The organism is Candidatus Sulfurimonas marisnigri, from assembly GCF_015265475.1.
Lineage (GTDB): Bacteria > Campylobacterota > Campylobacteria > Campylobacterales > Sulfurimonadaceae > Sulfurimonas > Sulfurimonas marisnigri.
Genome location: NZ_CP054493.1, coordinates 403128 through 425161, shown reverse-complemented (window position 1 = coordinate 425161; position 22034 = coordinate 403128). Strand labels below are relative to the sequence as shown.

The 22034-nt window shown below is 36.0% G+C and carries 17 protein-coding genes, 1 tRNA gene and 3 rRNA genes; 3 read left to right on the top strand and 18 right to left on the bottom strand.

All coding sequences use genetic code 11. From position 1 onward, the window contains the following. Positions 1-17: 17 nt before the first annotated feature. The 14 genes from hisC to bioD form a co-directional block, all read right to left on the bottom strand. A complete protein-coding gene (gene hisC, locus HUE87_RS02200) occupies positions 18-1112 on the bottom strand; it encodes a histidinol-phosphate transaminase (protein ID WP_194367117.1) in 1095 nt (364 codons plus the stop codon). Next, entirely contained in the window at positions 1102-2193 is a 1092-nt protein-coding gene (gene pheA / locus HUE87_RS02195) for a prephenate dehydratase (RefSeq protein WP_194367116.1), read from the bottom strand. The genes hisC and pheA overlap by 11 nt, the downstream gene beginning before the upstream one ends. After that, complete coding sequence (locus HUE87_RS02190; RefSeq protein ID WP_194367115.1) at positions 2190-2981, bottom strand: HAD-IIA family hydrolase; 792 nt, start codon at positions 2979-2981, stop codon at positions 2190-2192. The genes pheA and HUE87_RS02190 overlap by 4 nt, the downstream gene beginning before the upstream one ends. An 82-nt stretch (positions 2982-3063) precedes the next feature. Beyond that, positions 3064-4272, bottom strand: a complete 1209-nt coding sequence (lysA, locus tag HUE87_RS02185) for a diaminopimelate decarboxylase (protein WP_194367114.1) — start codon at positions 4270-4272, stop codon at positions 3064-3066. 58 nt (positions 4273-4330) lie between these two features. Continuing rightward, positions 4331-5401, bottom strand: coding sequence for an LptF/LptG family permease (locus tag HUE87_RS02180; protein WP_194367113.1), 1071 nt, complete (start codon positions 5399-5401; stop codon positions 4331-4333). A gap of 87 nt (positions 5402-5488) precedes the next feature. Then, positions 5489-6049, bottom strand: a complete 561-nt coding sequence (gene pth, locus HUE87_RS02175; protein WP_194367112.1) for an aminoacyl-tRNA hydrolase — start codon at positions 6047-6049, stop codon at positions 5489-5491. 1 nt (position 6050) lies between these two features. Next, complete coding sequence (locus HUE87_RS02170; RefSeq protein ID WP_194367111.1) at positions 6051-6587, bottom strand: 50S ribosomal protein L25/general stress protein Ctc; 537 nt, start codon at positions 6585-6587, stop codon at positions 6051-6053. A gap of 60 nt (positions 6588-6647) precedes the next feature. Further along, positions 6648-7838, bottom strand: a complete 1191-nt coding sequence (locus tag HUE87_RS02165) for a type IV pilus twitching motility protein PilT (protein ID WP_194367110.1) — start codon at positions 7836-7838, stop codon at positions 6648-6650. After that, positions 7835-8815 (bottom strand): transaldolase, encoded by a 981-nt coding sequence (locus HUE87_RS02160; protein ID WP_194367109.1) that lies wholly within the window; start codon positions 8813-8815, stop codon positions 7835-7837. Before HUE87_RS02160 ends, HUE87_RS02165 begins: the two co-directional genes overlap by 4 nt. Before the next feature lie 3 nt (positions 8816-8818). After that, positions 8819-9202: a hypothetical protein gene (locus HUE87_RS02155; RefSeq protein ID WP_194367108.1), complete on the bottom strand. Its 384-nt coding sequence runs from the start codon at positions 9200-9202 to the stop codon at positions 8819-8821. Position 9203: 1 nt separating this feature from the next. Then, positions 9204-10604: a sensor histidine kinase gene (locus HUE87_RS02150; protein ID WP_194367107.1), complete on the bottom strand. Its 1401-nt coding sequence runs from the start codon at positions 10602-10604 to the stop codon at positions 9204-9206. An 18-nt stretch (positions 10605-10622) separates the two neighbouring features. Further along, positions 10623-11570 carry an aminodeoxychorismate synthase component I gene (locus HUE87_RS02145; RefSeq protein WP_194367106.1) on the bottom strand — a complete coding sequence of 316 codons (948 nt, stop codon included), beginning with the start codon at positions 11568-11570 and terminating at the stop codon, positions 10623-10625. Next, complete coding sequence (locus HUE87_RS02140) at positions 11570-12445, bottom strand: aspartate carbamoyltransferase catalytic subunit (protein WP_194367105.1); 876 nt, start codon at positions 12443-12445, stop codon at positions 11570-11572. Before HUE87_RS02140 ends, HUE87_RS02145 begins: the two co-directional genes overlap by 1 nt. 21 nt (positions 12446-12466) lie before the next feature. After that, positions 12467-13120, bottom strand: a complete 654-nt coding sequence (bioD, locus tag HUE87_RS02135) for a dethiobiotin synthase (RefSeq protein ID WP_194367104.1) — start codon at positions 13118-13120, stop codon at positions 12467-12469. Between the two features lie 54 nt (positions 13121-13174). Between bioD and clpS the strand changes: the two genes are divergently transcribed. The 3 genes from clpS to aat are packed head-to-tail and all read left to right on the top strand — an operon-like array spanning position 13175 to position 16401. Then, positions 13175-13474 carry an ATP-dependent Clp protease adapter ClpS gene (gene clpS, locus HUE87_RS02130; RefSeq protein WP_194367103.1) on the top strand — a complete coding sequence of 100 codons (300 nt, stop codon included), beginning with the start codon at positions 13175-13177 and terminating at the stop codon, positions 13472-13474. Beyond that, the gene (gene clpA / locus HUE87_RS02125; protein WP_194367102.1) at positions 13474-15660 is read left to right on the top strand and encodes an ATP-dependent Clp protease ATP-binding subunit ClpA; all 2187 of its coding nucleotides are present in this window, start codon (positions 13474-13476) and stop codon (positions 15658-15660) included. Before clpS ends, clpA begins: the two co-directional genes overlap by 1 nt. A 48-nt stretch (positions 15661-15708) precedes the next feature. Then, on the top strand, positions 15709-16401 hold the full coding sequence (aat, locus tag HUE87_RS02120; RefSeq protein ID WP_194367101.1) for a leucyl/phenylalanyl-tRNA--protein transferase: 693 nt from the start codon (positions 15709-15711) through the stop codon (positions 16399-16401). Positions 16402-16457: 56 nt separating this feature from the next. On the opposite strand, the gene rrf is transcribed toward aat, so the two are convergent. The 4 genes from rrf to HUE87_RS02100 all read right to left on the bottom strand — a co-directional run bounded on the left by rrf (position 16458) and on the right by HUE87_RS02100 (position 21617). After that, positions 16458-16573, bottom strand: a 5S ribosomal RNA gene (rrf, locus tag HUE87_RS02115). Between the two features lie 200 nt (positions 16574-16773). Beyond that, positions 16774-19667, bottom strand: a 23S ribosomal RNA gene (locus HUE87_RS02110). 224 nt (positions 19668-19891) lie between these two features. Beyond that, a tRNA-Ile gene (locus HUE87_RS02105) sits at positions 19892-19968 on the bottom strand. A 133-nt stretch (positions 19969-20101) separates the two neighbouring features. Continuing rightward, positions 20102-21617 (bottom strand): 16S ribosomal RNA (locus HUE87_RS02100). Together the 16S, 23S and 5S rRNA genes with 1 tRNA gene alongside form the textbook arrangement of a ribosomal RNA operon. Between the last annotated feature and the right edge of the window lie 417 nt (positions 21618-22034).

Below are 22034 nucleotides of genomic sequence, written 5' to 3'. Positions count from 1 at the left end.
ACTTCCCATTTTAAAAATTATAGACACTGTTTTAGCAATTCAAAAAAACGACTATTTTGATCTGCAGTTCCAACAGTAACTCTTATTGCATTCATCCCGTAACCACTTAAATTTCTAACTATCATCCCTTTTTGTAAAAGAGAGTTTGATATTTCTGTGGAGTTTTGATTATTATTTAGACATAAAGTTACAAAATTTGTATAACTGTTTATTATATCTATTTTTTGCTCTAAAGCAAACTCTTCATAGCGTTTCATCTGCTCAAAATTAAGAGTTATACTTTTTTGCACAAACTCTTCATCAATAAGTGCTACGCTAGCAGCTTCAAGGGAGAGGGTTGTAATATTAAATGGTGGTCTGAGTTTATACAACTCTTCTATTATTTTTGCGTCTGCTATCCCGTAACCAACTCTCATTCCGCCAAGACCATAAGCCTTAGAGAAAGTACCAAGGTATATCACATTACTGAACTGCTCAATAAGCTCTTTTACTACAATTTCTTTTGAACTATCCTTAGCAATAGCATACTCCATATAAGCACCATCAACTACAACTAATGTATCACTATCTATTTTTGCAATAAACTTAAACAGTTCATCTCTGTCAATCGCATCGCCAGTTGGATTATTTGGTGTACACAAAAATATAATTTCTGGTTTTTGTTCTTTATAAATATCATAAAACTCATTCAAATCATGTTTTTGAGAAGCTGTTTTTATTATCTTAGCACCAACATGTTTTGCATATATTTCATACATTGCAAAAGTTACACTGTTGACTAAGATTTTAGAGCTTGAATTTGCTTTTGCATGCATCAAAAACTCTATTACCTGATCGCTCCCTGAGCCTATAATCACATTACTGACTTCAACATCAAATCTTGAACTTATTGCATTCTTTAATTTTGTCATTGAATCATCAGGATAAAGAGCCATATTTGACAATATGTCACCTACGGCCTTTTGTACTTTAGTTGAACACCCATAAGGATTCTCATTAGAAGCAAGTTTAACAACGTCTTTAGCTTCTATTCCAAACTCGCGAACTACCAACTCTATCGGCTTTCCAGCCTCATATGTTCTTATGCTTTCTAGATTTTTATTAAATTTCAATGCCATCACCTTTTGTATAACTACCTAACCAAGTCACTTCTCCATCGTGTTTTTGCAATACACTCTGAATATCATCATCATCAATATGCCCATAAAAATCTATAAAAAACCAATAACCAAAGCCACCTTCATCCTTCGATGGTCTAGACTCAATTTTAGATAGATTTATATTTTTTTCATCAAAATCTTGTAAAAAATGTACAAGTGAACCAGCTTTTATACCATCTTTTAGTCTAACTAAGATTGAAGTCTTGTCCTCAGAGCTTATTGCATTTTTAAAGTCACTGAGTATTACAAATCTTGTTTGCGAGCCTATGTCATCCTCAATATCATCAAACATTGTTGGAACACCATATAGTTTTGCTGCAATATGACTGCATATTGCAGCAGAGTTTTCATCTTCTGCTGCGAGTATTGCTGCCTTAGCTGTTGATTCAACTGGAATAAGCTCTATATTCGCAAAGCCATGCTCTTGAAGAAATTCTCTACACTGCCCAAAACCCTTATCTTTTGAGTATATTTTTTTGATATCCTCAAGGCTTCTCGCTTTTGTTGCAAATGACATATGAATTGGCATATACAGCTCGGATACAATTTTTACAGAACTTTTTGCAAGCAAGTCTAGTGTCTCACCAACTATTCCATCTCTTGAATTTTCAATAGGCACAACACCAAACTTAGCTCTCTTTGATTCAAGTGTCTTAAATACTGAATAAATAGAGCCTAGAGAGAGGTAGTCACTCATAGCACCGAATCGGCTCTCCGCTGCTTGGTGAGTAAAACTTCCTTCTGGTCCCAAATATGCAATTCTCTCCGGAAGTTCTAAATTTCTAGAAACTGCAAAAACTTCTAAAAATATTGCTTCAATTGCATTCTTGTTTAAAAGCCCTCCGCTCTTGACACTTTTTTCTGACAATCTCTCAATAATTGCCTTTTCACGTTCAGGTCTGTAAATAGCTCCGCCTGTATCATTTTTTATCTCACCTACACGCTCAACAACTTTCATTCTTTTGTTAAGAAGTTCTAATATCTCATCATCAATAGAATCAATAACAACCCGACATTCATCTAAAGTTTTCATACTATCTCCATATTCTTGTGTTCCAAAATTTCTTGCATATCAGCATAAACAGAGTCTGGCCTTAGTGCTGGCTCTAAAAATGGAATTATTTCATCTGCTGTTTTATATTTTCCACTTGTAACAAATATAGTTTTCATTCCCATCTCTTTAGCTCCACCAAGATCACCTTTAACATCATCGCTGATGATAGTTATGTCACCAAATTCAGCACTATCATCTTGTATATGCATCATTTTTAAAGCCTCTTTATAAAAAGACTCACTTGGTTTTCCAACAACCTCATAACTTACCGATGTAGCAAACTCAAGCATCTTTAAAATAGCTCCAACACCTGGATACCTTTTGTTGTTCTTAGCATATATTGACGTTTCATGCATTCCGACCAAAGAGGCTCCACTTAATAAAAAATCTATAATCTGTGCATACTCATCAGCTGTGAAATCATCTTTTATTGAGAGTAAAACAGTCTTTGGATTTTCATAATTAAGTGAATACCCCTTTATAGCCAATGTCTCTAAAAATTCCTTTGTCCCATAAGCAGCAACGGCTTCCCTTTTTACACGGGCATCTAAAAGCATTAATGGATCAATGTACTTAGAAAACTCAAAACTAAAACCTATTGATTGTAAAAACGCATAAAAATCTCTAGAATCTTTTTTTGTATTATTTGTAAGAATCATGTATGGAATTTTTTTTTTATTTAACATCTCTATAAACTCTATACTTCCGCGTATTGGAGATTTATCTGTATCACTAATCAAAGTTCCCTGAACATCTATAAAATACAAATCTGTCCCCTTATCTCATATAATATGAAGCCGTCCATATTATATTCAGCTTTGCCGCTGGCAAGATATATCATTCTTATACTTAAACCAAAAGATCTTTCTCTAAAGCTATTAAATCTTCAAAGTTTTCACGTTTACGTATGAGTCTTGCTTTACCGTCTTCTAATGCAACCTCAGCACTTCTGCCTCTTGTGTTATAGTTACTGCCCATGCCAAAGCCGTAAGCCCCAGCGCTATGAACAACCAATAGATCATTATGCTCTAAAACTGGTAGCTGATAATCTTTTGCGAAGAAGTCACCGCTCTCACAAACTGGGCCGACAACATCGGCCTTACTTAGCTCTGATTCACTATCCGTAATCACTTCTATTTTGTGGTAAGCATTATAAAGACTTGGACGAAGAAGGTCATTCATAGCACCATCAACTACAACAAATCTTTTTGCTCCATTTTGTTTTTCATATAAAACTTTGGTTAAAAAGTATCCAGCATTTGCTGTTAAAAATCTACCTGGTTCACAGATTACTGTTAAATCCAAGCCTTTTAATGTTCCTAATATTGCTTGCGCATAGTCATAAGGAGCTATTGTAATTTCATCATCATATTTTACGCCAAGTCCTCCACCAATATCAAAAAACTTTAACTCAATTTTTATATTTGACAAAGAACGAACTAAATCAGCTACAATTTCAGCAGACTCATAAATTGGTTTAAGTTCTGTAAGCTGAGATCCTATGTGAAAATGAATCCCAACAGGGTCTAGATATTGAGAGTTGTTTGCACGAATATACATTCTTTTTGCTGTGTCAAGCTCAACACCAAACTTGTTATCATGCAGTCCTGTTGATATATATGGGTGAGTTTGCGGGTCAATATTAGGGTTTACTCTTATGCTGATTCTAGATGTAGAGTTTAACTCTTTTGCAATAAGTTCTACACGGCCAAGTTCAGCTTCACTCTCAACATTTATATAAAGAATGTCTTTTTCTATAGCTTCACGAATCTCATCATCGCTCTTTCCAACACCAGAAAAAATAATTTTATAAGCAGGTACTCCGGCTAGAAATGCACGGCGAACTTCACCAATGGATACACAATCTGCTCCACTTCCTAAATCTGCGAAGTGCTTAACTATACTAAGGTTTGAGTTTGATTTTACAGCATATGCCATAATTGATTTTCTACCCTTAAAAGCGTCTTTTAAATCCCCATACTGCTTAGTCATATAGTCTAAATCATATATATAAAGTGGTGTCTTATGCTCGTTTGCTAACTCTTTAAAATTTATCATGAAAGTCCCAAAAAATTTTTAAGTTATTTTATCTAAAAACTACTTATAATTTTGTTATCTATGTAGATAAACTGTACTTTTTCCACTGCCGCATAGATACAAAAAAGAGAATAACAATAGGGGCAATTATACCAATTTCACCTGGAATAGTTTTATGGTTTGATAATTCACTTAGCGTAAAAAGAATTGCCCATACCATAAGTGATGCTATTATTGCTGCAAAACTAAATATTGATACATTTAAAAACCTTACACTTATTGGAACAAAAAAGAAAATTATTACAATTAAACAAGGTACAAAAAATGGATAAATAAAAATTTTATAAATCACGCTTTTGATAACATCAGTATTGATATTTTGACTCCTCAAGAGCATATATGCATCAATAGCGTCTTTTATTGTAAAGTTAACCTTGCCTTCATAAACTTGGTCTAACATTTTAGGGCGGAACCCTTTAAGGATTTTTAAATTTTCACTCTCTGTCACTTTAATGCCTAGTGAATCAAAGTTTACATTGTCAGGCTTTGTAATAACATCTGCTTTATCGATATTCCAAAATTTATCTCTATACATAGCCTTTGAAGCAACTAGAACCTCTTTTAAAGAGTTGTTATTAAAACTAAAAACTCTTATACCTTCGGCACTTTCTTGCAGTGGTAGCATCTTTGAAAAATATATAAATTTATCTTTATATGTAAAAAACAGATCTCTCGTAGGACTCAAATATTGTGCATTTTTACGAATATTATTTGCAAATTCATTTGCTCTTGCGAAATTTGAAACAGCGTGAATAGAGATAAAAGCTACTATAATTAATGTTGAGACAACAACAAAAGGTTTTAGAATATCAATTCTTGAGTAACCTAGAGAATAAAAAGACACCAATGAATTTGAGCGAATTAATAACATTTTTGTAGATATCATGGCAAATATAAGTGAAAGAGGAAGAAGTAAATCTATGGCATAAAAAGCCTTATACACTAAATAAATAAGGAGTAAGTTTGCAGATATATTTAACTTATCCACACTGCCCATATAATCAAATCCAACTAAAAACAGTATAAGCGCTAATAAAATAATTGCAAAATATTTTATGTAATGAAAAGATATATATTTAAAAGCTAACATACTTATCCTTCTCATATCATCTGAACAAAGTCCAGCTTGTATTCACTTACTAAAGCTACGCCTATTGGCGAGAAACTTATTTTATTGTTATTTTAGCTGAAATTTTTTAATTGTATATTTAGAGCTAACATCTTCAAGTGAATTTTGCAGTAAACATTCAACTGCCTCGCATGCAAAAGAGATCCATTCACTAATATGATCCTTCTCTTTTGAATTAAAATCACTTAAAACATAAGAGGAAACTTCACCTTTATGCTCTGGTTTTCCTATACCCATTCTAACTCTAATATATTCACGAGATATTTTCTCGTCGGTAGACTTGAGTCCATTATGTCCACCATGCCCGCCACCTTTTTTAAATCTTATTGTACCAAATGGTAAATCTAAATCATCATGTATTACAACAACATCTTCAATTTTATAAAATTTTTTAACTGCAGCTATGGAGTTACCGGAGAGATTCATAAAAGTAAGTGGTTTTAATAAAAAATGATTTGAAAATTTGAAAAGTTCACCGTTAAATGAAGTGTTGCTGGAGAATTTATTTGCATTCATGCGAGAGACTAGTTCATCAATAACCATAAACCCAATATTATGGCGAGTTTGTTCATAGTTCGGGCCAGGATTACCCAGTCCGACTATAAGCATTTTACTTAGCTTTAATTATACTTACTACAGCTACGCGATCTGAATCAGTAAATTTAACGTTATCAATTATAGCTAAATCACGAATAAGTCTAGAATCGCCAACATCCATTGGAGTCACATCAACAGTAATGCTGTTTGGAACATTCTCGATTGCAGCTTTAACTCTTAAACGAGGTTTTGAAACATTAACAAGACCTTTGTTTTTAAGACCAAACGCTTCACCTTGTGGTACAACTGGTACGTGGTAGTGAGTTACAACACCTGGCTGTGCCACCATTAAATCTACGTGTAAAAGTAAAGATGTTAATGGATGTGCTTCGTACGATTGTACTACAACATTTATCTCTTTTCCATCTATACTCACTGGAAATGCTAAAGTCTCTTTGTTGCGAACTGTACGGACATATTCATTCATTTTGAATGCAGCGTGAATATTTTCAAGCCCTTTTCCGTAAATGTTTGCAATTAGATATCCATCGCGGCGAAGCGCTTTCGTGCCTTTTTTGCCAATACTCTCTCTAATAGTGCCTTCTAACATATCAAATCCTTAATAAAAATATTTGGAATTATACCTCTTTAAACTTTAGATTCTGTTAAATTATTTTAAATCAAATATATCTTCGTTATAAGCTCTTGCTTTTCCTTCATCATTAGGATTAGTTCCAGTAGCTTTTCCACTATTTAGCCCACTCATTCTAAGTTCTAAATCAGATGCGCTTGTTGCATAATCTTTCGCTTTTTCTTTTGTAATTATTCCTTCATTATATATATCTAAAATATGCTGATCAAAACTTTGTGACCCATAATGTTCACGACCTTTTTCTATTGCATCTTTTATCTCATAATCACGGTTTTCAACTATTAGTTTTTCTATCATCGGAGTTTTAACTAAAATTTCCATAGCAGCGACTCGCTTATTGTCTATAGTTGGAATTAGCCTTTGTGATACAATACCTTTTAGAACTCCTGATAAAGAGAGCCTAACACGATTTTGTTCGTCAGTTGGAAACATTGCAATAATACGGTTAATAGTCTCTTTTGCATCAATTGTGTGTAGTGTTGAGAACACTAGGTGACCTGTATCAGCAGCATGAAGAGCAAGCTCCACAGTCTCACGGTCACGCATCTCCCCAACAAGAATAATATCAGGGTCTTCACGAAGAGCAGCTCTTAGTGCTCTATCGAAAGAGAGAGTGTCTTGACCTACAGAGCGCTGATTAATTATACACCCCCTATCTTTATGGACAAATTCAATAGGGTCTTCAATAGTTATAATATGTTGCTGCTCTTTAGTGTTAATCTCATTTATCATCGCTGCGAGAGTTGTTGATTTTCCACTACCTGTTGCTCCGGTAACCAAAACCATCCCTCTTCCCTCATCGGTAAGAGTTCTTACAATTTCTGGATAACCCATATCATCAAAGTTAGGTATTTTCATTGGAATAACACGGAAGACCGCTGATGGTCCATCCATCTGAAAGAAAATATTTACACGAAAACGATTATGCTCATCAAATTGATATACTAAATCCACCTCTTTGTTCTCAACAAATTCTGCATATCTGCCTCTTAGAATCTCTTTAGCAAGCGTCATAGCCTCTTCGTATGTAAATATACTTCCAGAGAACTGGACAATCTTTCCATTAATTCTTGCGCGAATAACTCCATTGGCCTTTACATGTAAATCACTTCCACCATTATCAATAAGCTTTTTAAGATAAGCTCTTATCTTTTTTAACTGTTCAAACGTTAATTGACTAATATCTACTTCATTTTTATTTTCACTCATAATGACTCCAATATCTCTTTAAATGCATCTTTAAATTGCTCTAATCCATCAGCTATCTGTTTATCTAAAACTCCATTAAAGTCAATTCCTAAACTCTCTATATTTTTAAAATGCTCATTTATAATCACAGGTGAAAGTGGAAGAGCACTTTTACTACCGCCATTTTCTGCAAATGCTTTTATGGTGTCGATAGGCGCTGTATTAACACTGTTGTGTGCTAAAAGCTTTTCTATATAGTAATGAGCTGGTAGTGAATCATCTTTTACCCCTGTGCTTGCAAAGAGTGTTCTGCATCCACTAACATTCATACTCTGAACCTCTGTATAAATATCAGCACTGTTATATATTCCACTAAGTGCAACTTCAACGCCATTTTTTGCAAGCTCTTCATCCAATGCTCTATCCACGCGACTTACAAAAACACTTATAACAGTGTCAACTTTATTTCCATTATTTGCAACTCCTGCTTCAAAAGCCTTTGCACAAGATATAGCTTGTTCTTTTTTAAATATAAGAGTTGCGTTAACTGGAATACCACAAGATGTAAGCTCTTGCATGGCGGGGTAGCCTGCCTCAGTAGCAGGCACTTTAATCATCACATTTTTACGATTTATCTCTGCAAAAAGGCGCTTTCCTTCTTTAATTGTTGCATCTGAATCATCACAAAGAAAAGGGTCAACTTCTATACTTACATAGCCATCATCTCCAACATCATAAAGAGGCTTAAGGATATCTGCTGCTTTTTGTATATCATATATTGCTACTGCTTCATACTTCTCTTTTGGAGTTAAAGAGGTTAGAGTTGACAACTGCTCTTTATATGCAGGTGAATTTAAAATAGCATTTTTAAATATTGCAGGATTAGAAGTTGCACCATTGATAGTTCCGCTATTTATTAAATCTTTAAATTCATTATCTAAATAATCTCTCTCTATAAAATCAGCCCAGAGCGAAAACTTTAAATCTTCTATATACATATCTCAAATCCTAAATAATTTTTTATCTATTATATCCCAAACATTCTCAAACTTTTTTAAATTAGTGAAAAGTAATAAATGAACTATAATTAAAGAATACATCACTTCGCTACTTATAAAAGGTACTTTATCTACAATATCAAGCCAAAGATAAAAATCAAAAGTATTCTCATCATATAAATCTTGATTAATTAGTAGTAAAATTGTGTATGAGTATAGCCAAAACAATTCTGACGAAAAGTCACTAAATTTAAAATTTAGCAAATACATAACAATAAAAAGATTGATAAAGTACAAGAGATAAAAATTTAATGAAAAAACAAACATCAACTCTACATGTAGAGCCAATGAATAGATAAAAAATAGCAGATTTTTCAAAAGTTTCATACTAAGATATATCTTTTGGAACCTTTATAGTAAAAGTAGAACCGTTTTCAGAACTTATCACATCTATGTTACCGTTAAACTGCTTTTGTACAATCATCTGACTCATATATAAGCCCAGACCTGTTCCGTTCTTCCCTTTAGTGCTAAAATACGGTTCAAAGAGATTTGGTATATTTTCACTACTGATACCACCTGCATTATCTGAGATATCAAGTAAAATAAAATCGTCCTTACTCTTAATGCTGATATTAATATATGGCTTGTCATTTTTAGATTCATCAACAGCATCAATAGCATTGTTTAAAATATTTAACACAACTTGAATAAACTCATTTATATATGTTTTTATATATATATCAGCTTTTTTGTCTATAACTATTTCAATACCTTTACCTTTAACTCTAGGCATAGCAAAATTAAGTGCTTTTTGAAGTAGTTCATGGACTTCCACCTCAACCAACTCTTTATCATTATTAAAATATGTTAAAAAATCGTCTATTGTTTCTGACAAATATACTATTGTGTCACTAATGTTACTTAAAGCTCCGTCAGTATCTTCACTACTTACCTCTTTTCCTAATAATTTATCAAGCTGTAAATTTGCTATTTGAAGAGTAATTGTTGAGAGCGGCTGTCTCCATTGATGAGCTATCATACTTATCATTTCACCCATAACTGCCTGTTTGGACTGTGTCTCTAAAATTTTATCTTTTTTTGTTAACTCTTCTAGTTTGTGTGCAACTTTTTTCTCAAGTGATTCATTGAGTTCTGTTAATTCAGAGGTTTTTTCTTTCACCTGCTTCTCAAGTTCAGAGTTAAAATCCAAAAGCATCTTTTGTTGCTCTAAAATAAGTTTTTGTGATTCATCCATTTTAAGTTGGTAAAAATGAATCAATACACTTTCAATAACCAAAACAAAAACTATATATGAAACCTGATACATACTATACTGCACTTCTATTATTGTCTGCAAAGGTGCCATAAGAATTAAGAAAATCATTGCAAACAACCAACAAAATATTCTTTTTGAAGGTTGAAAATATAATAAAATGGCTGGAAACACAATAACCCATATATGTTTTAAGTCATCTGGATATCCATAATAAATAAGGTATAAAAACAAAAATAAAAATTGAGCAGTCATAATTACAGCAACATACTTAATCATAAAACGATATTTTCTCAATAAAAACATTAATATAAAGACAATAAAAAGCATTCCTCCCTCAATGGGAATAAAAACTTTGATATCTCTTATAATATTTACAATGATTGCATAAATAAATATAACAGCTGAGATAATAAGTCCTATATTTATAATTTGGTACCTGTATTTCAAATTAAGTTCAAATTCACTAAATTTATGTCCGCTAGTAAAAAAATTCTTTATATTATATTTCATATTTTCCTCATTAATAATTTATGGTAAATAAACTTTATCTAAAAGTTCCTTATATTCACTTTTAGCATTACTATCTAACGTAATTCCACCACCACTCTTATAGATATAGCCATCTTTAGTCTTTTGTATAAATCTAATCATTACTCCACTATCAAGTGATTCTCCGTCATAAACACCAAATACTCCGCTAAAATACCCACGTTCATAATTTTCAACCTGTTTAATAATTTCTAAAGTACTCTTTTTAGGAGCGCCGCTTATGCTTCCCGCCGGCAAGAGTGATTTTAAAATATCACCTATTTTTTCATGCCAATTTTCACTAACCATTCCACTTATATGAGAGCTTACATGTAGAAGTTTTTTATCTCCAGCTTCTATAGCTTTTACATATCTAAACTTTTTTACATGTACATCTTCAGCAACTATTGAGAGATCATTTCTAAGTAAATCAACTACCATAACATGTTCTGCCATCTCTTTTTTGTTATCTAATATCTTTTGCTTAGCACCTATAACTGAAGCATCAATAGTCCCCTTCATTGGGTACGTGTGAATTGTGCCATCTTTTATCTGAATAAATTTTTCAGGAGAGAAGCAGACAAATTTATTTTCTTTGTCCTCATATCTTAACTTATAGTGAGCATTGGCATTTTGAAAAATCTCTTTTAGGCTCAAATTTGTTTTTATTGGCGTTGAAGCAGTTAAATTAAGAAGATAAGTATTACCAGATTTTATTCTCTCTTGTACATAATCAAACTGCCTTTTGTACTCAGCAAACCCTATAGGATACTTTTGTATTGTATTATTATATTGTTTTATATCGTAGTTTTCTTCTATGCAAAACTCAACATCATATTTATCAAGTTCATCCAAACGAATAACTTTTAAATTTTCTGCTTTAAAGTCACAAATAAATAAGAATGGCTCTCTTTGTATTCCTAAAGAGTTTAAGTCGTCAAATGTCATTAACTTTGCGTAATCAACTTTTTAAGAACAGCCATTCTTATAGAGACTCCGTTTGAGACCTGTTTTAAAACTTTGCATCTTTTATCTGCTAGAAGCGCGTCGCAAATGTCTATATTTCTATGCACAGGACCAGGGTGAAGAATAACTATATCTTTATCTCCTATTAACTCAGTCGTGATGCAAAAATCACTTGCATAATCTTTAAGTGAAGCATAACTTTGAGATGAATGCCTTTCTGTTTGAGTCCTTAAACTCATAATTGCATCCAGCTCATTAACTATACTCGTTAAGAAGTGTGTAGTTCTTAGCTCTGTCTTTGGCAAAAAATGTGGTGGAGCAACAAGTATTACCTCCATACCAAACCTACTTAAAAGTTCAATATTTGAGTTTGCTACACGTGAATTTTTTATATCCCCTACTATTGCAATTTTTTTGCCTCTCAAATCACCAAAATGTTCTTTTAATGTAAAGAGGTCCAAAAGTGCTTGTGTTGGATGTGCATGTGCTCCATCTCCAGCATTTATTATAGAGGCTTTTGTATTGTTTGAGAGCATTTTTGGAACACCTGAGTTTTGGTGTCTAACTATTATTGCGTCAGGGTGCATTGCATCTAGACTCATTGCAGTATCAACTAAGGTTTCACCTTTTTTTGTAGAGCTTTGAGCCACATCCAAATGGACAATCTCAGCACCTAATCTCTTTGCGGCAATTTCAAAAGAGCTTTTTGTTCTCGTAGAATTTTCAAAGAACAGCGTGATAATTATTTTATCTTGAAGTATCCTATCGAATCTTCCATCGCTAAACTTTTTAGCATCTTCTAAAATCTCTTCTATCTCTAAAAGAGTGAAATCATCTGTACGAATTAAGTGTTGCATGATACTTCTTTTTTATCTTTATTAAATAATTTGTAGATTATACAAGACATCGCAAATCGTGTCAATATTTTCATCAACTTTTAACACCTCAAAGCCTGTTTTTAAAAAATAAGGCTCAGAGACAACGGAAAAACTATCATTATCTTCTCGACAATTAAATGCAATAACATATGGAATTTTTTTATCTTCCAAAGCTTTTTTACTTAACAACGTATCGTTTATGCAACCAAGGGAACAGTGAGTAACTAAGATTGCAGAAGCTTTAAAGTATGCTATTAAATCGATTATCATATATTCATCATCAATAGGCACATATAAACCACCAGCACCCTCAATAATCAATACATCACACAATTTTTCTATTTTTTCAATTGCTTTATCTATCTTTTGTAAATTTAATTTTTTACAGTTTGATGCAACAAATGGAGCTGCAGGAAGCTCATAAGTAATTGGAACGATATCTTCCACATGTAGATTTGAAAATTCTTTATTTACCTCTTGTACACATCTCAAAAGCTCTTGGCCGTCAACGGCTTTTATTTTAACACCGGTTTCTATTGGTTTTATCACACCGACTCTTAAGTTACGTGAAGCAAACTCTTTTAGCAGAAGCTTAGTCGTGTATGTCTTACCGATATCTGTATTTGTAGCAGTAACAAAAATTCTTTTGGTCATAGTTATCTCTATTTTGTTATAATTTTCGAAATATGTAATTATTATAGGAAAATTATGGCAACAAATACAGAACTAGAGCTCACAGAAGAGACTCTCATTAAATACCCTAAAAAATATAAAGTTTTAATTCTAAATGATGACTATACTTCCATGGATTTTGTCATAGATGTATTAATGACAATATTTCATAAAAGCTATCAAGAAGCTGAACAGGTTATGCTCGAAGTACACAAAAAAGATAAAGGTGTATGTGGAGTTTACACAAATGAAATTGCAGAAACAAAAATAATGCAGGTTCATAAACAAGCTAGAGACAGTGGTTTTCCACTTAGAGCAGAGATGGAGGAAGAGTAATGATAAGTCCATCTTTAAATGAAGTTTTTCAAAAATCAATCCTTTATGCACAAGAGTTAAAACATGAGTATTTAACTATAGAGCATGTATTCTATCAACTTCTTATATCTTCCAATGGTGCGAAACTCATTTTTAACTGTGGCGGAGATGTAGACAAAATGAAAGAGCTAATAAAAAACTATATCTATACAAATATTGATAAACTTCCCCCAAATGTTCACAAAGAGCCTTTTGAAAGTGTTGCTCTTTCACGCTTGATAGACAGAATGATAAAGCATACTCAAGCATCTCAGCAAGGCGCTGCTGATATAGGAGACCTATTGGCAGCTCTTTTCGATGAAGAAAATACATTTACATATATGCTTCTTAATCATTACAAAATTTCTAGATTAGATATCTTAGAGGTTATTTCTCATAATAATTCTAAAGAGACTTCCGCCAATGAGAATGAGACAGAGTCATATTTGGACAAATACTCAATTGACCTACTTCAAAAAGCAAAAGATGGAAAAATAGATCCGGTTATAGGGCGAGAAGAGGAGATACACAGAGTTACTCAAATTCTATGCAGAAGAAAGAAAAATAACCCTATTTTAGTTGGAGAAGCTGGCGTCGGGAAAACGGCAATAGCTGAAGGACTTGCACTTAACATAGTCGCTAAAAATGTTCCAATTATTATACAAAACTCAAAACTCTATGCATTAGATTTGGGAGCAATGTTAGCTGGGACAAAATATAGAGGTGACTTTGAAAAAAGACTAAAAGGCATAATGGATGAGTTAAAAGCAATTCCAGAAGCAATTCTTTTTATTGATGAAATTCACACTATTATAGGTGCAGGAGCTACAAGCGGGACAATGGATGCAGCAAACCAGCTCAAACCTGCTCTTGCTTCTGGTGAGTTAAGATGCATGGGAGCTACAACATTTGCAGAGTATAGAAATGGTTTTGAAAAAGACAAAGCGCTAAGTAGAAGATTTGCAAAAGTTGACGTAAATGAACCATCTATTAAGACTAGTTATAAAATCTTAAAAGGTTTAAAAAGTAAGTACGAAGCACACCATAATGTAACTTACACAGATAAGGCGCTTAAAGCTGCAGTGGAGCTATCCAAAAGATATATTACGGACAGATTTTTACCAGATATAGCGATTGACCTTATAGATGAGACTGCTGCATCATTTCATCTTAAAAAAAATAAAAAAAATACAGTTCAAGCTTACGATATTGAAAAAACAATTTCTAAAATAGTAGGCATATCAAGCTCAAAATTTACAAAAGATGAGACAGTTTCATTATTAAACCTAGAATCAGATTTAAAAACATCTGTTATAGGACAAGATATAGCAGTTGAAGAGGTTGTTAAAGCAATTAAGATATCAAAAGCTGGACTGACTCCGCAAAGTAAGCCAATAGCGTCTTTTCTTTTCTCAGGACCTACAGGTGTTGGAAAAACAGAACTTGCTATTTCTCTGAGCAAGACACTTGGAATAAATTTTGAGAGATTCGATATGAGTGAGTATATGGAAAAACACTCACTAAGCAGATTAGTTGGTGCTCCACCTGGATATGTAGGATATGAACAAGGCGGTCTCTTAACAGAAGCTATTAAAAAACATCCTTACACAGTTTTACTATTAGATGAGATAGAAAAAGCACATCCAGATTTAGTAAATATACTGCTTCAAATAATGGATAGCGCTACTCTCACTGATAATAATGGATATAAAGCAGATTTTCAAAATGTAATTCTAATTATGACATCAAATATAGGTGCAACTGCTAGAAATGTAATGGGCTTCAATAAAGACAGCTCACTCTCTCAAGGTGAAGAGCTAAAGTCTTTCTTTACGCCAGAATTCAGAAACAGACTAGATGCGATAGTAGAATTTGAACAACTGAGTATGCAAACTGTTAAAGGAATAGTTAGCAAATTCATCAATGAGTTAAATAACGAACTAAAGAAGAAGAAAATTACAGTTTTGGCATCTCAAAGAGCGATTGATTTTATAGCTGATAGCTCCTATTCGGCAGAGATGGGAGCAAGACCATTGAAAAGATTTATACAAGATAACATTACAAATAAATTGAGTGATGAAATACTATTTGGAAAATTAAAAAATGGTGGTAATGTACAAGTATCATTCAATAAAAAACTCATATTAAAGTTTAAGGAATTAGAATGACTACTTATAATTTAAACTTTCTAAATTTATATAAAACAATGCAGTAGCATGATTCCAAAGATAGAAAAATATGAACTTATTTTTCCACACCCTAACGATGCTAATAAAGATGGCATTGTTGCTTGGGGTGGTGATTTAAACCCATCAAGACTTATACGTGCATATCAAGCAGGAATATTCCCATGGTATAGCAAAGATGATCCAATTATATGGTGGTCTACTAATCCACGTTTAATAATGGAACTAGATGATTTTAAAATTACTCGTTCACTAAGAAAAAGTATTAAAAAATTTGAATATAGATTTGATACAAACTTTATAGATGTTATGAAAAATTGTAGTTCAGTTACAAGAAACAATCAAAATGGAACTTGGATAAGCGATGATATAATAGAAGCATATAGTGTATTAAATAGTATGGGTATAGCTCATAGTATTGGTAGTTATTTAGATAATAAATTAGTTGGTGGACTATACGGAGTTGCAATTGGAAAAGTGTTTTGTGGAGAGTCAATGTTCTCTATTGAAAATGATGCTTCCAAGTCTGCTTATGCCATTTTAGTGAAGCATCTAAAGCACTGGGGATATGACTTTATTGACTGTCAAGTACCAACAGATCATCTTAAAAGTTTAGGTGCAAAAGAAGTCAAAAGAGAATACTTTTTAGATAGACTTTATAGAGTAAATATGGATAATATAGGCCACAATTGGGATATAGAAAATTCTTTATTAGATAATTAAAGTAAAAAAGTTTAATATATTGAAGTAAATTTGATTATTGAGAAGTAAATTGATCAACTAGGCAGCGACCTACATTTCCACACCTGAAAGATGCAGTATTATCAGCGATGAGAGGCTTAGCTTCTGGGTTCGGAATGGGACCAGGCGTTTCCCTCTCTCTATAGCCACCTAGACAATCAAGTGTAAAGACATCTAAATGTTCTTACATTTGACTGTTAGAGTCAATTGAGTGAGTGTTTATACTATTTCTAGTATACATTATTGTTTAAGTCAACATAATTTCTAAATAACTGTATCAGTACACGGTTCATTAAATAGTGTGTTTACACTAAGTAAGGTAGTGAACGAAGTTGTGTTCTATTCAAAGAACTGTAAAAAAAGACAAACGTACTATTAGTACTGGTCAGCTAAACATATTACTATGCGTACACACCCAGCCTATCAAGCTTGTAGTCTTCAAGCGTACTTCAGGGAACGTTCATCTTGGAGTTGGCTTCCCGCTTAGATGCTTTCAGCGGTTATCTCATCCATGCGTAGCTACCCAGCGATGCTCTTGGCAGAACAACTGGTGCACCAGTGGCATGTCCAACCCGGTCCTCTCGTACTAGGGTCAGCTCTCCTCAACGTTCCTACGCCCACGGAAGATAGGGACCGAACTGTCTCACGACGTTCTGAACCCAGCTCGCGTACCGCTTTAAATGGCGAACAGCCATACCCTTGGGACCTGCTCCAGCCCCAGGATGCGATGAGCCGACATCGAGGTGCCAAACCTCCCCGTCGATGTGAGCTCTTGGGGGAGATCAGCCTGTTATCCCCGGCGTACCTTTTATCCTTTGAGCGATGGCCCTTCCACACAGAACCACCGGATCACTATGACCGTCTTTCGACTCTGCTCGACTTGTATGTCTCACAGTCAGTCCGGCTTGTGCCATTATACTCTACGGTGGATTTCCAACCCACCTGAGCCGAACTTTGTAAGCCTCCGTTACTTTTTAGGAGGCGACCGCCCCAGTCAAACTACCCACCAGACATTGTCCTCGCACGAGATAATCGTACCGAGTTAGCTATCAGAATATTCAAGGGTGGTATCTCAAGGATGCCTCATCATCAACTGGCGTCGATGAATCGAAGGCTCCCACCTATCCTGCACGTGAATATCCCAATAGCAGTGTCAAGCTATAGTAAAGGTGCACGGGGTCTTTCCGTCTTTCCGCGGGTAGGAGGAATTTTCACCTCCACTACAATTTCACTGGATCCATTGTTGAGACAGCTCCCATCTCGTTACGCCATTCATGCAGGTCGGTATTTAACCGACAAGGAATTTCGCTACCTTAGGACCGTTATAGTTACGGCCGCCGTTTACTTGTGCTTCATTTCAATGCTTCGCAGAGCTAACAAATCCATTTAACATTCAAGCACCGGGCAGGCGTCACACCCTATACATCCTCTTACGAGTTAGCAGAGTGCTGTGTTTTTGGTAAACAGTCGGGAGGGACACTTTGCTGCGACCCGTCAATGCTTTACAGAGTAAATCTGTTAACAAATAGGGCACACCTTATACCGAAGATACGGTGCTAGTTTGCAGAGTTCCTTAACAATGGTTCATCCACGCGCCTTAGAATACTCATCTCACCCACCTGTGTTGGTTTACGGTACGGGCAACGGTTGTTCTCGTTTAGAGGCTTTTCTCGGCACGACAGTATCATCGATTCTCCGCGCTGGCCGAAGCCATTGCAGAGCCTGTAAGATCTCGGTCGAATGACAAACGGATTTTCCTATTTGTCGACCTACGTCCTTCGACCCACTATTCCATCAGTGAGCTCGATTAACTCTATGCGTCCCCCCATCACTCAAACGAACAACCGTCGGTATCGGAATATTAACCGATTTGCCATCGTCTACCCCTTTCGGACTCGACTTAGGTCCCGACTAACCCTACGATGACGAGCATCGCGTAGGAAACCTTGGGTTTACGGCGAAGAAGATTCTCACTTCTTTTCTCGCTACTCATGCCTGCATGCTCACTTCCATCCGCTCCAATATTCCTTACCGGTATACCTTCAACGCTGAATGGAACGCTCTCCTACCACTCATAGTAAACTATGAATCTAGAGCTTCGGTGCTTGTCTTAGCCCCGTTATATTTTCGGCGCAAAATCGCTAGACCAGTGAGCTGTTACGCTTTCTTTAAAGGGTGGCTGCTTCTAAGCCAACCTCCTGGTTGTCACAGCAACTTCACATCCTTTTCCACTTAGACAAGACTTTGGGACCTTAGCTGCTAGTCTGGGTTGTTCCCCTCTCGACATAGGATTTTATCACCCTACGCCTGACTCCCGAGGTTACACATGAAGTATTCGGAGTTTGATAGGGTTTGGTACCGCGGTAAGCAGCCCTAGCCCTGTCAGTGCTCTACCCCTTCATGCTAATGCTCGAGGCTATACCTAAATATATTTCGGAGAGAACCAGCTATCACTGAGTTTGATTGGCCTTTCACCCCTATCCACACGTCATCCCAAGAGTTTTCAACCTCTACGGGTTCGGTCCTCCACTGGCTCTTACACCAGCTTCAACCTGCACATGGATAGATCACTCAGTTTCGGGTCTGCAGCATCTGACTAATTCGCCCTATTAAGACTCGCTTTCGCTACGGCTTCTCGTTAGATTAACCTTGCCAGATACCACAACTCGCAGGCTCATTATGCAAAAGGCAGTCCGTCACACTTGTCTTGCGACAATAGTGCTCCGAATGATTGTAAGCCATAGGTTTCAGGTTCTATTTCACTCCGCTCACCGCGGTCCTTTTCACCTTTCCCTCACGGTACTTGTTCGCTATCGGTCTAGTAGTAGTATTTAGGGTTGGAGGGTGGTCCCCCCATATTCAGTCAAGATAACACGTGTCCCGACCTACTCGTTCCTTAGTCTAGTACTATATAAATGTTTTCGCTTACGGGGATATCACCCTCTATGTCCACTCTTTCCAAAGTGTTCGGCTAACAAATATATTATCACTAAGTGCCCTAATCCCATTTCGCTCGCCGCTACTATGGGAATCTCGTTTGATTTCTTTTCCTTCAGGTACTGAGATGTTTCACTTCCCTGAGTTCGCCCCCCGTAGGGTAACATGATTCGCACCATGCTGGGTCGCCCCATTCAGAAATCCCCGGATCAAAGCTCTTTGGCAGCTCCCCGAGGCTTATCGCAGCCTAATACGTCTTTCATCGCCTCTACTAGCCAAGGCATCCACCTATGGCCCTTAATATCTTTTTTTCTAATTTGCGTTCACTACCTTACTTAATGTATCTCTACTTTAAGTAAGTCAGTGTACTGTTGATTGTAGTTATTTAGTTAATATAATTAATAATTGAATAAATTCTTTTATCTTTTATATATGTTGACTTTGACAATAATAATTTAATGAACGATAGACTTTGAAGTCTAATAGAAAAACTAATACTTAGTTCTTTTATTAAACTTGAAAATTTGTTTTAAAATGGTGGGCCTACCTGGACTTGAACCAGGGACCTCACCCTTATCAGGGGTGCACTCTAACCAGCTGAGCTATAGGCCCTAAAGTGTGTTGTTAAATTCAAATGAACTCAAATCACTGAAAACTAAGCAAGCAAACAAACTAATAACTAACAACATCTCTCGTGAGATTTTCTTTGTATGTCAATTCAAATGAATGATTGACTTTACTCTAGAAAGGAGGTGATCCAACCGCAGGTTCTCCTACGGTTACCTTGTTACGACTTCACCCCAGTCGCTAATTCCACCGTAAGTGGTAGCCTCCCGAAGGTTAGCTTCCCAATTTCGGGTGAAATCAACTCCCATGGTGTGACGGGCGGTGAGTACAAGACCCGGGAACGTATTCACCGTAGCATTGCTGATCTACGATTACTAGTGATTCCAGCTTCATGAAGTCGAGTTGCAGACTTCAATCCGAACTGAGAGACGCTTTGTGAGATTGGCTCCACCTCGCGGTATTGCAACTCTCTGTACGCCCCATTGTAGCACGTGTGTAGCCCTAGCCATAAGGGCCATGATGACTTGACGTCGTCCTCACCTTCCTCCTCCTTGCGAAGGCAGTCTCCCTAGAGTGCCCAGCTTAACCTGCTGGCAACTAAGGACGAGGGTTGCGCTCGTTGCGGGACTTAACCCAACATCTCACGACACGAGCTGACGACAGCCGTGCAGCACCTGTTTTCAAGTTCCCCGAAGGGCACCACTCCATCTCTGGTGTGTTCTATCAATGTCAAGGCTAGGTAAGGTTCTTCGCGTATCTTCGAATTAAACCACATGCTCCACCACTTGTGCGGGTCCCCGTCTATTCCTTTGAGTTTTAATCTTGCGACCGTACTCCCCAGGCGGAACACTTAATCTGTTAAGTGCATCACCGAGATGACAAGCATCCCGACGACTAGTGTTCATCGTTTAGGGCGTGGACTACCGGGGTATCTAATCCCGTTTGCTCCCCACGCTTTCACGCCTTAGCGTCAGTAATGTTCCAGGAGATCGCCTTCGCTTTAGGTATTCCTAGTGATATCTACGGATTTTACCCCTACACCACTAATTCCATCTCCCCCTCCCATACTCTAGGTTAGTAGTTTCAAATGCAGTTCTACAGTTGAGCTGTAGGATTTCACATCTGACTTACCAACCCGCCTACGCGTCCTTTACGCCCAGTGATTCCGAGTAACGCTTGCACCCTCCGTATTACCGCGGCTGCTGGCACGGAGTTAGCCGGTGCTTATTCATGAGCTACCGTCATTTTCTTGACTCATAAAAGGAGTTTACACACCGAAATGCGTCATCCTCCACGCGGCGTTGCTGCATCAGGGTTTCCCCCATTGTGCAATATTCCTCACTGCTGCCTCCCGTAGGAGTCTGGTCCGTGTCTCAGTACCAGTGTGGCGGATCATCCTCTCAAACCCGCTACCCGTCATTGCCTTGGTGAGCTCTTACCTCACCAACAAGCTGATGGGATATAGTCTGATCTTCAAGCGAAAAAACGTTTCCCGACTCTACTTAAGTAGAGAAGGTATATCCAGTATTAATCATCGTTTCCAATGGCTATCCCGGTCTTGAAGGTACATTAACTATATATTACTCACCCGTGCGCCACTAATCCAAAGAGCAAGCTCTTCTTCATCGTTCGACTTGCATGTGTTAAGCACGCCGCCAGCGTTCACTCTGAGCCAGGATCAAACTCTCCATAATTAAATTATGTAAAGATCACATTGCTGTGAAATTACTGATCATTGCCCAAGAATTAAAATTCATTGGCTTTGTTGCCACTATCTATAAATAGTTAGTGGACTTTTTTCTAAAGAAACTTTTTATCTTGCGATAAAATCGGTTCCCCTAGTTTTGTATAGTATCTATTACTACTTGGGTATCTATATTGCTATAGACCAAATAGAATAGACGGTTGTTGTTATATTAGTTATTTCTAAGTAAACTTATAGTGACTAATTAACTAATTTGTTATTAGTTATCTCGTCTATTTACTTGCTTAGTTTTCAATGATCTCAAACATATTCAAAAGCTTCTACTCGAAGTCTCTCTAGGCCTTAACTTAAGGTCTCATTGTTTGTGGATGGGAATTATAGGCAACTAATGCTTAGTTGTTTCTTA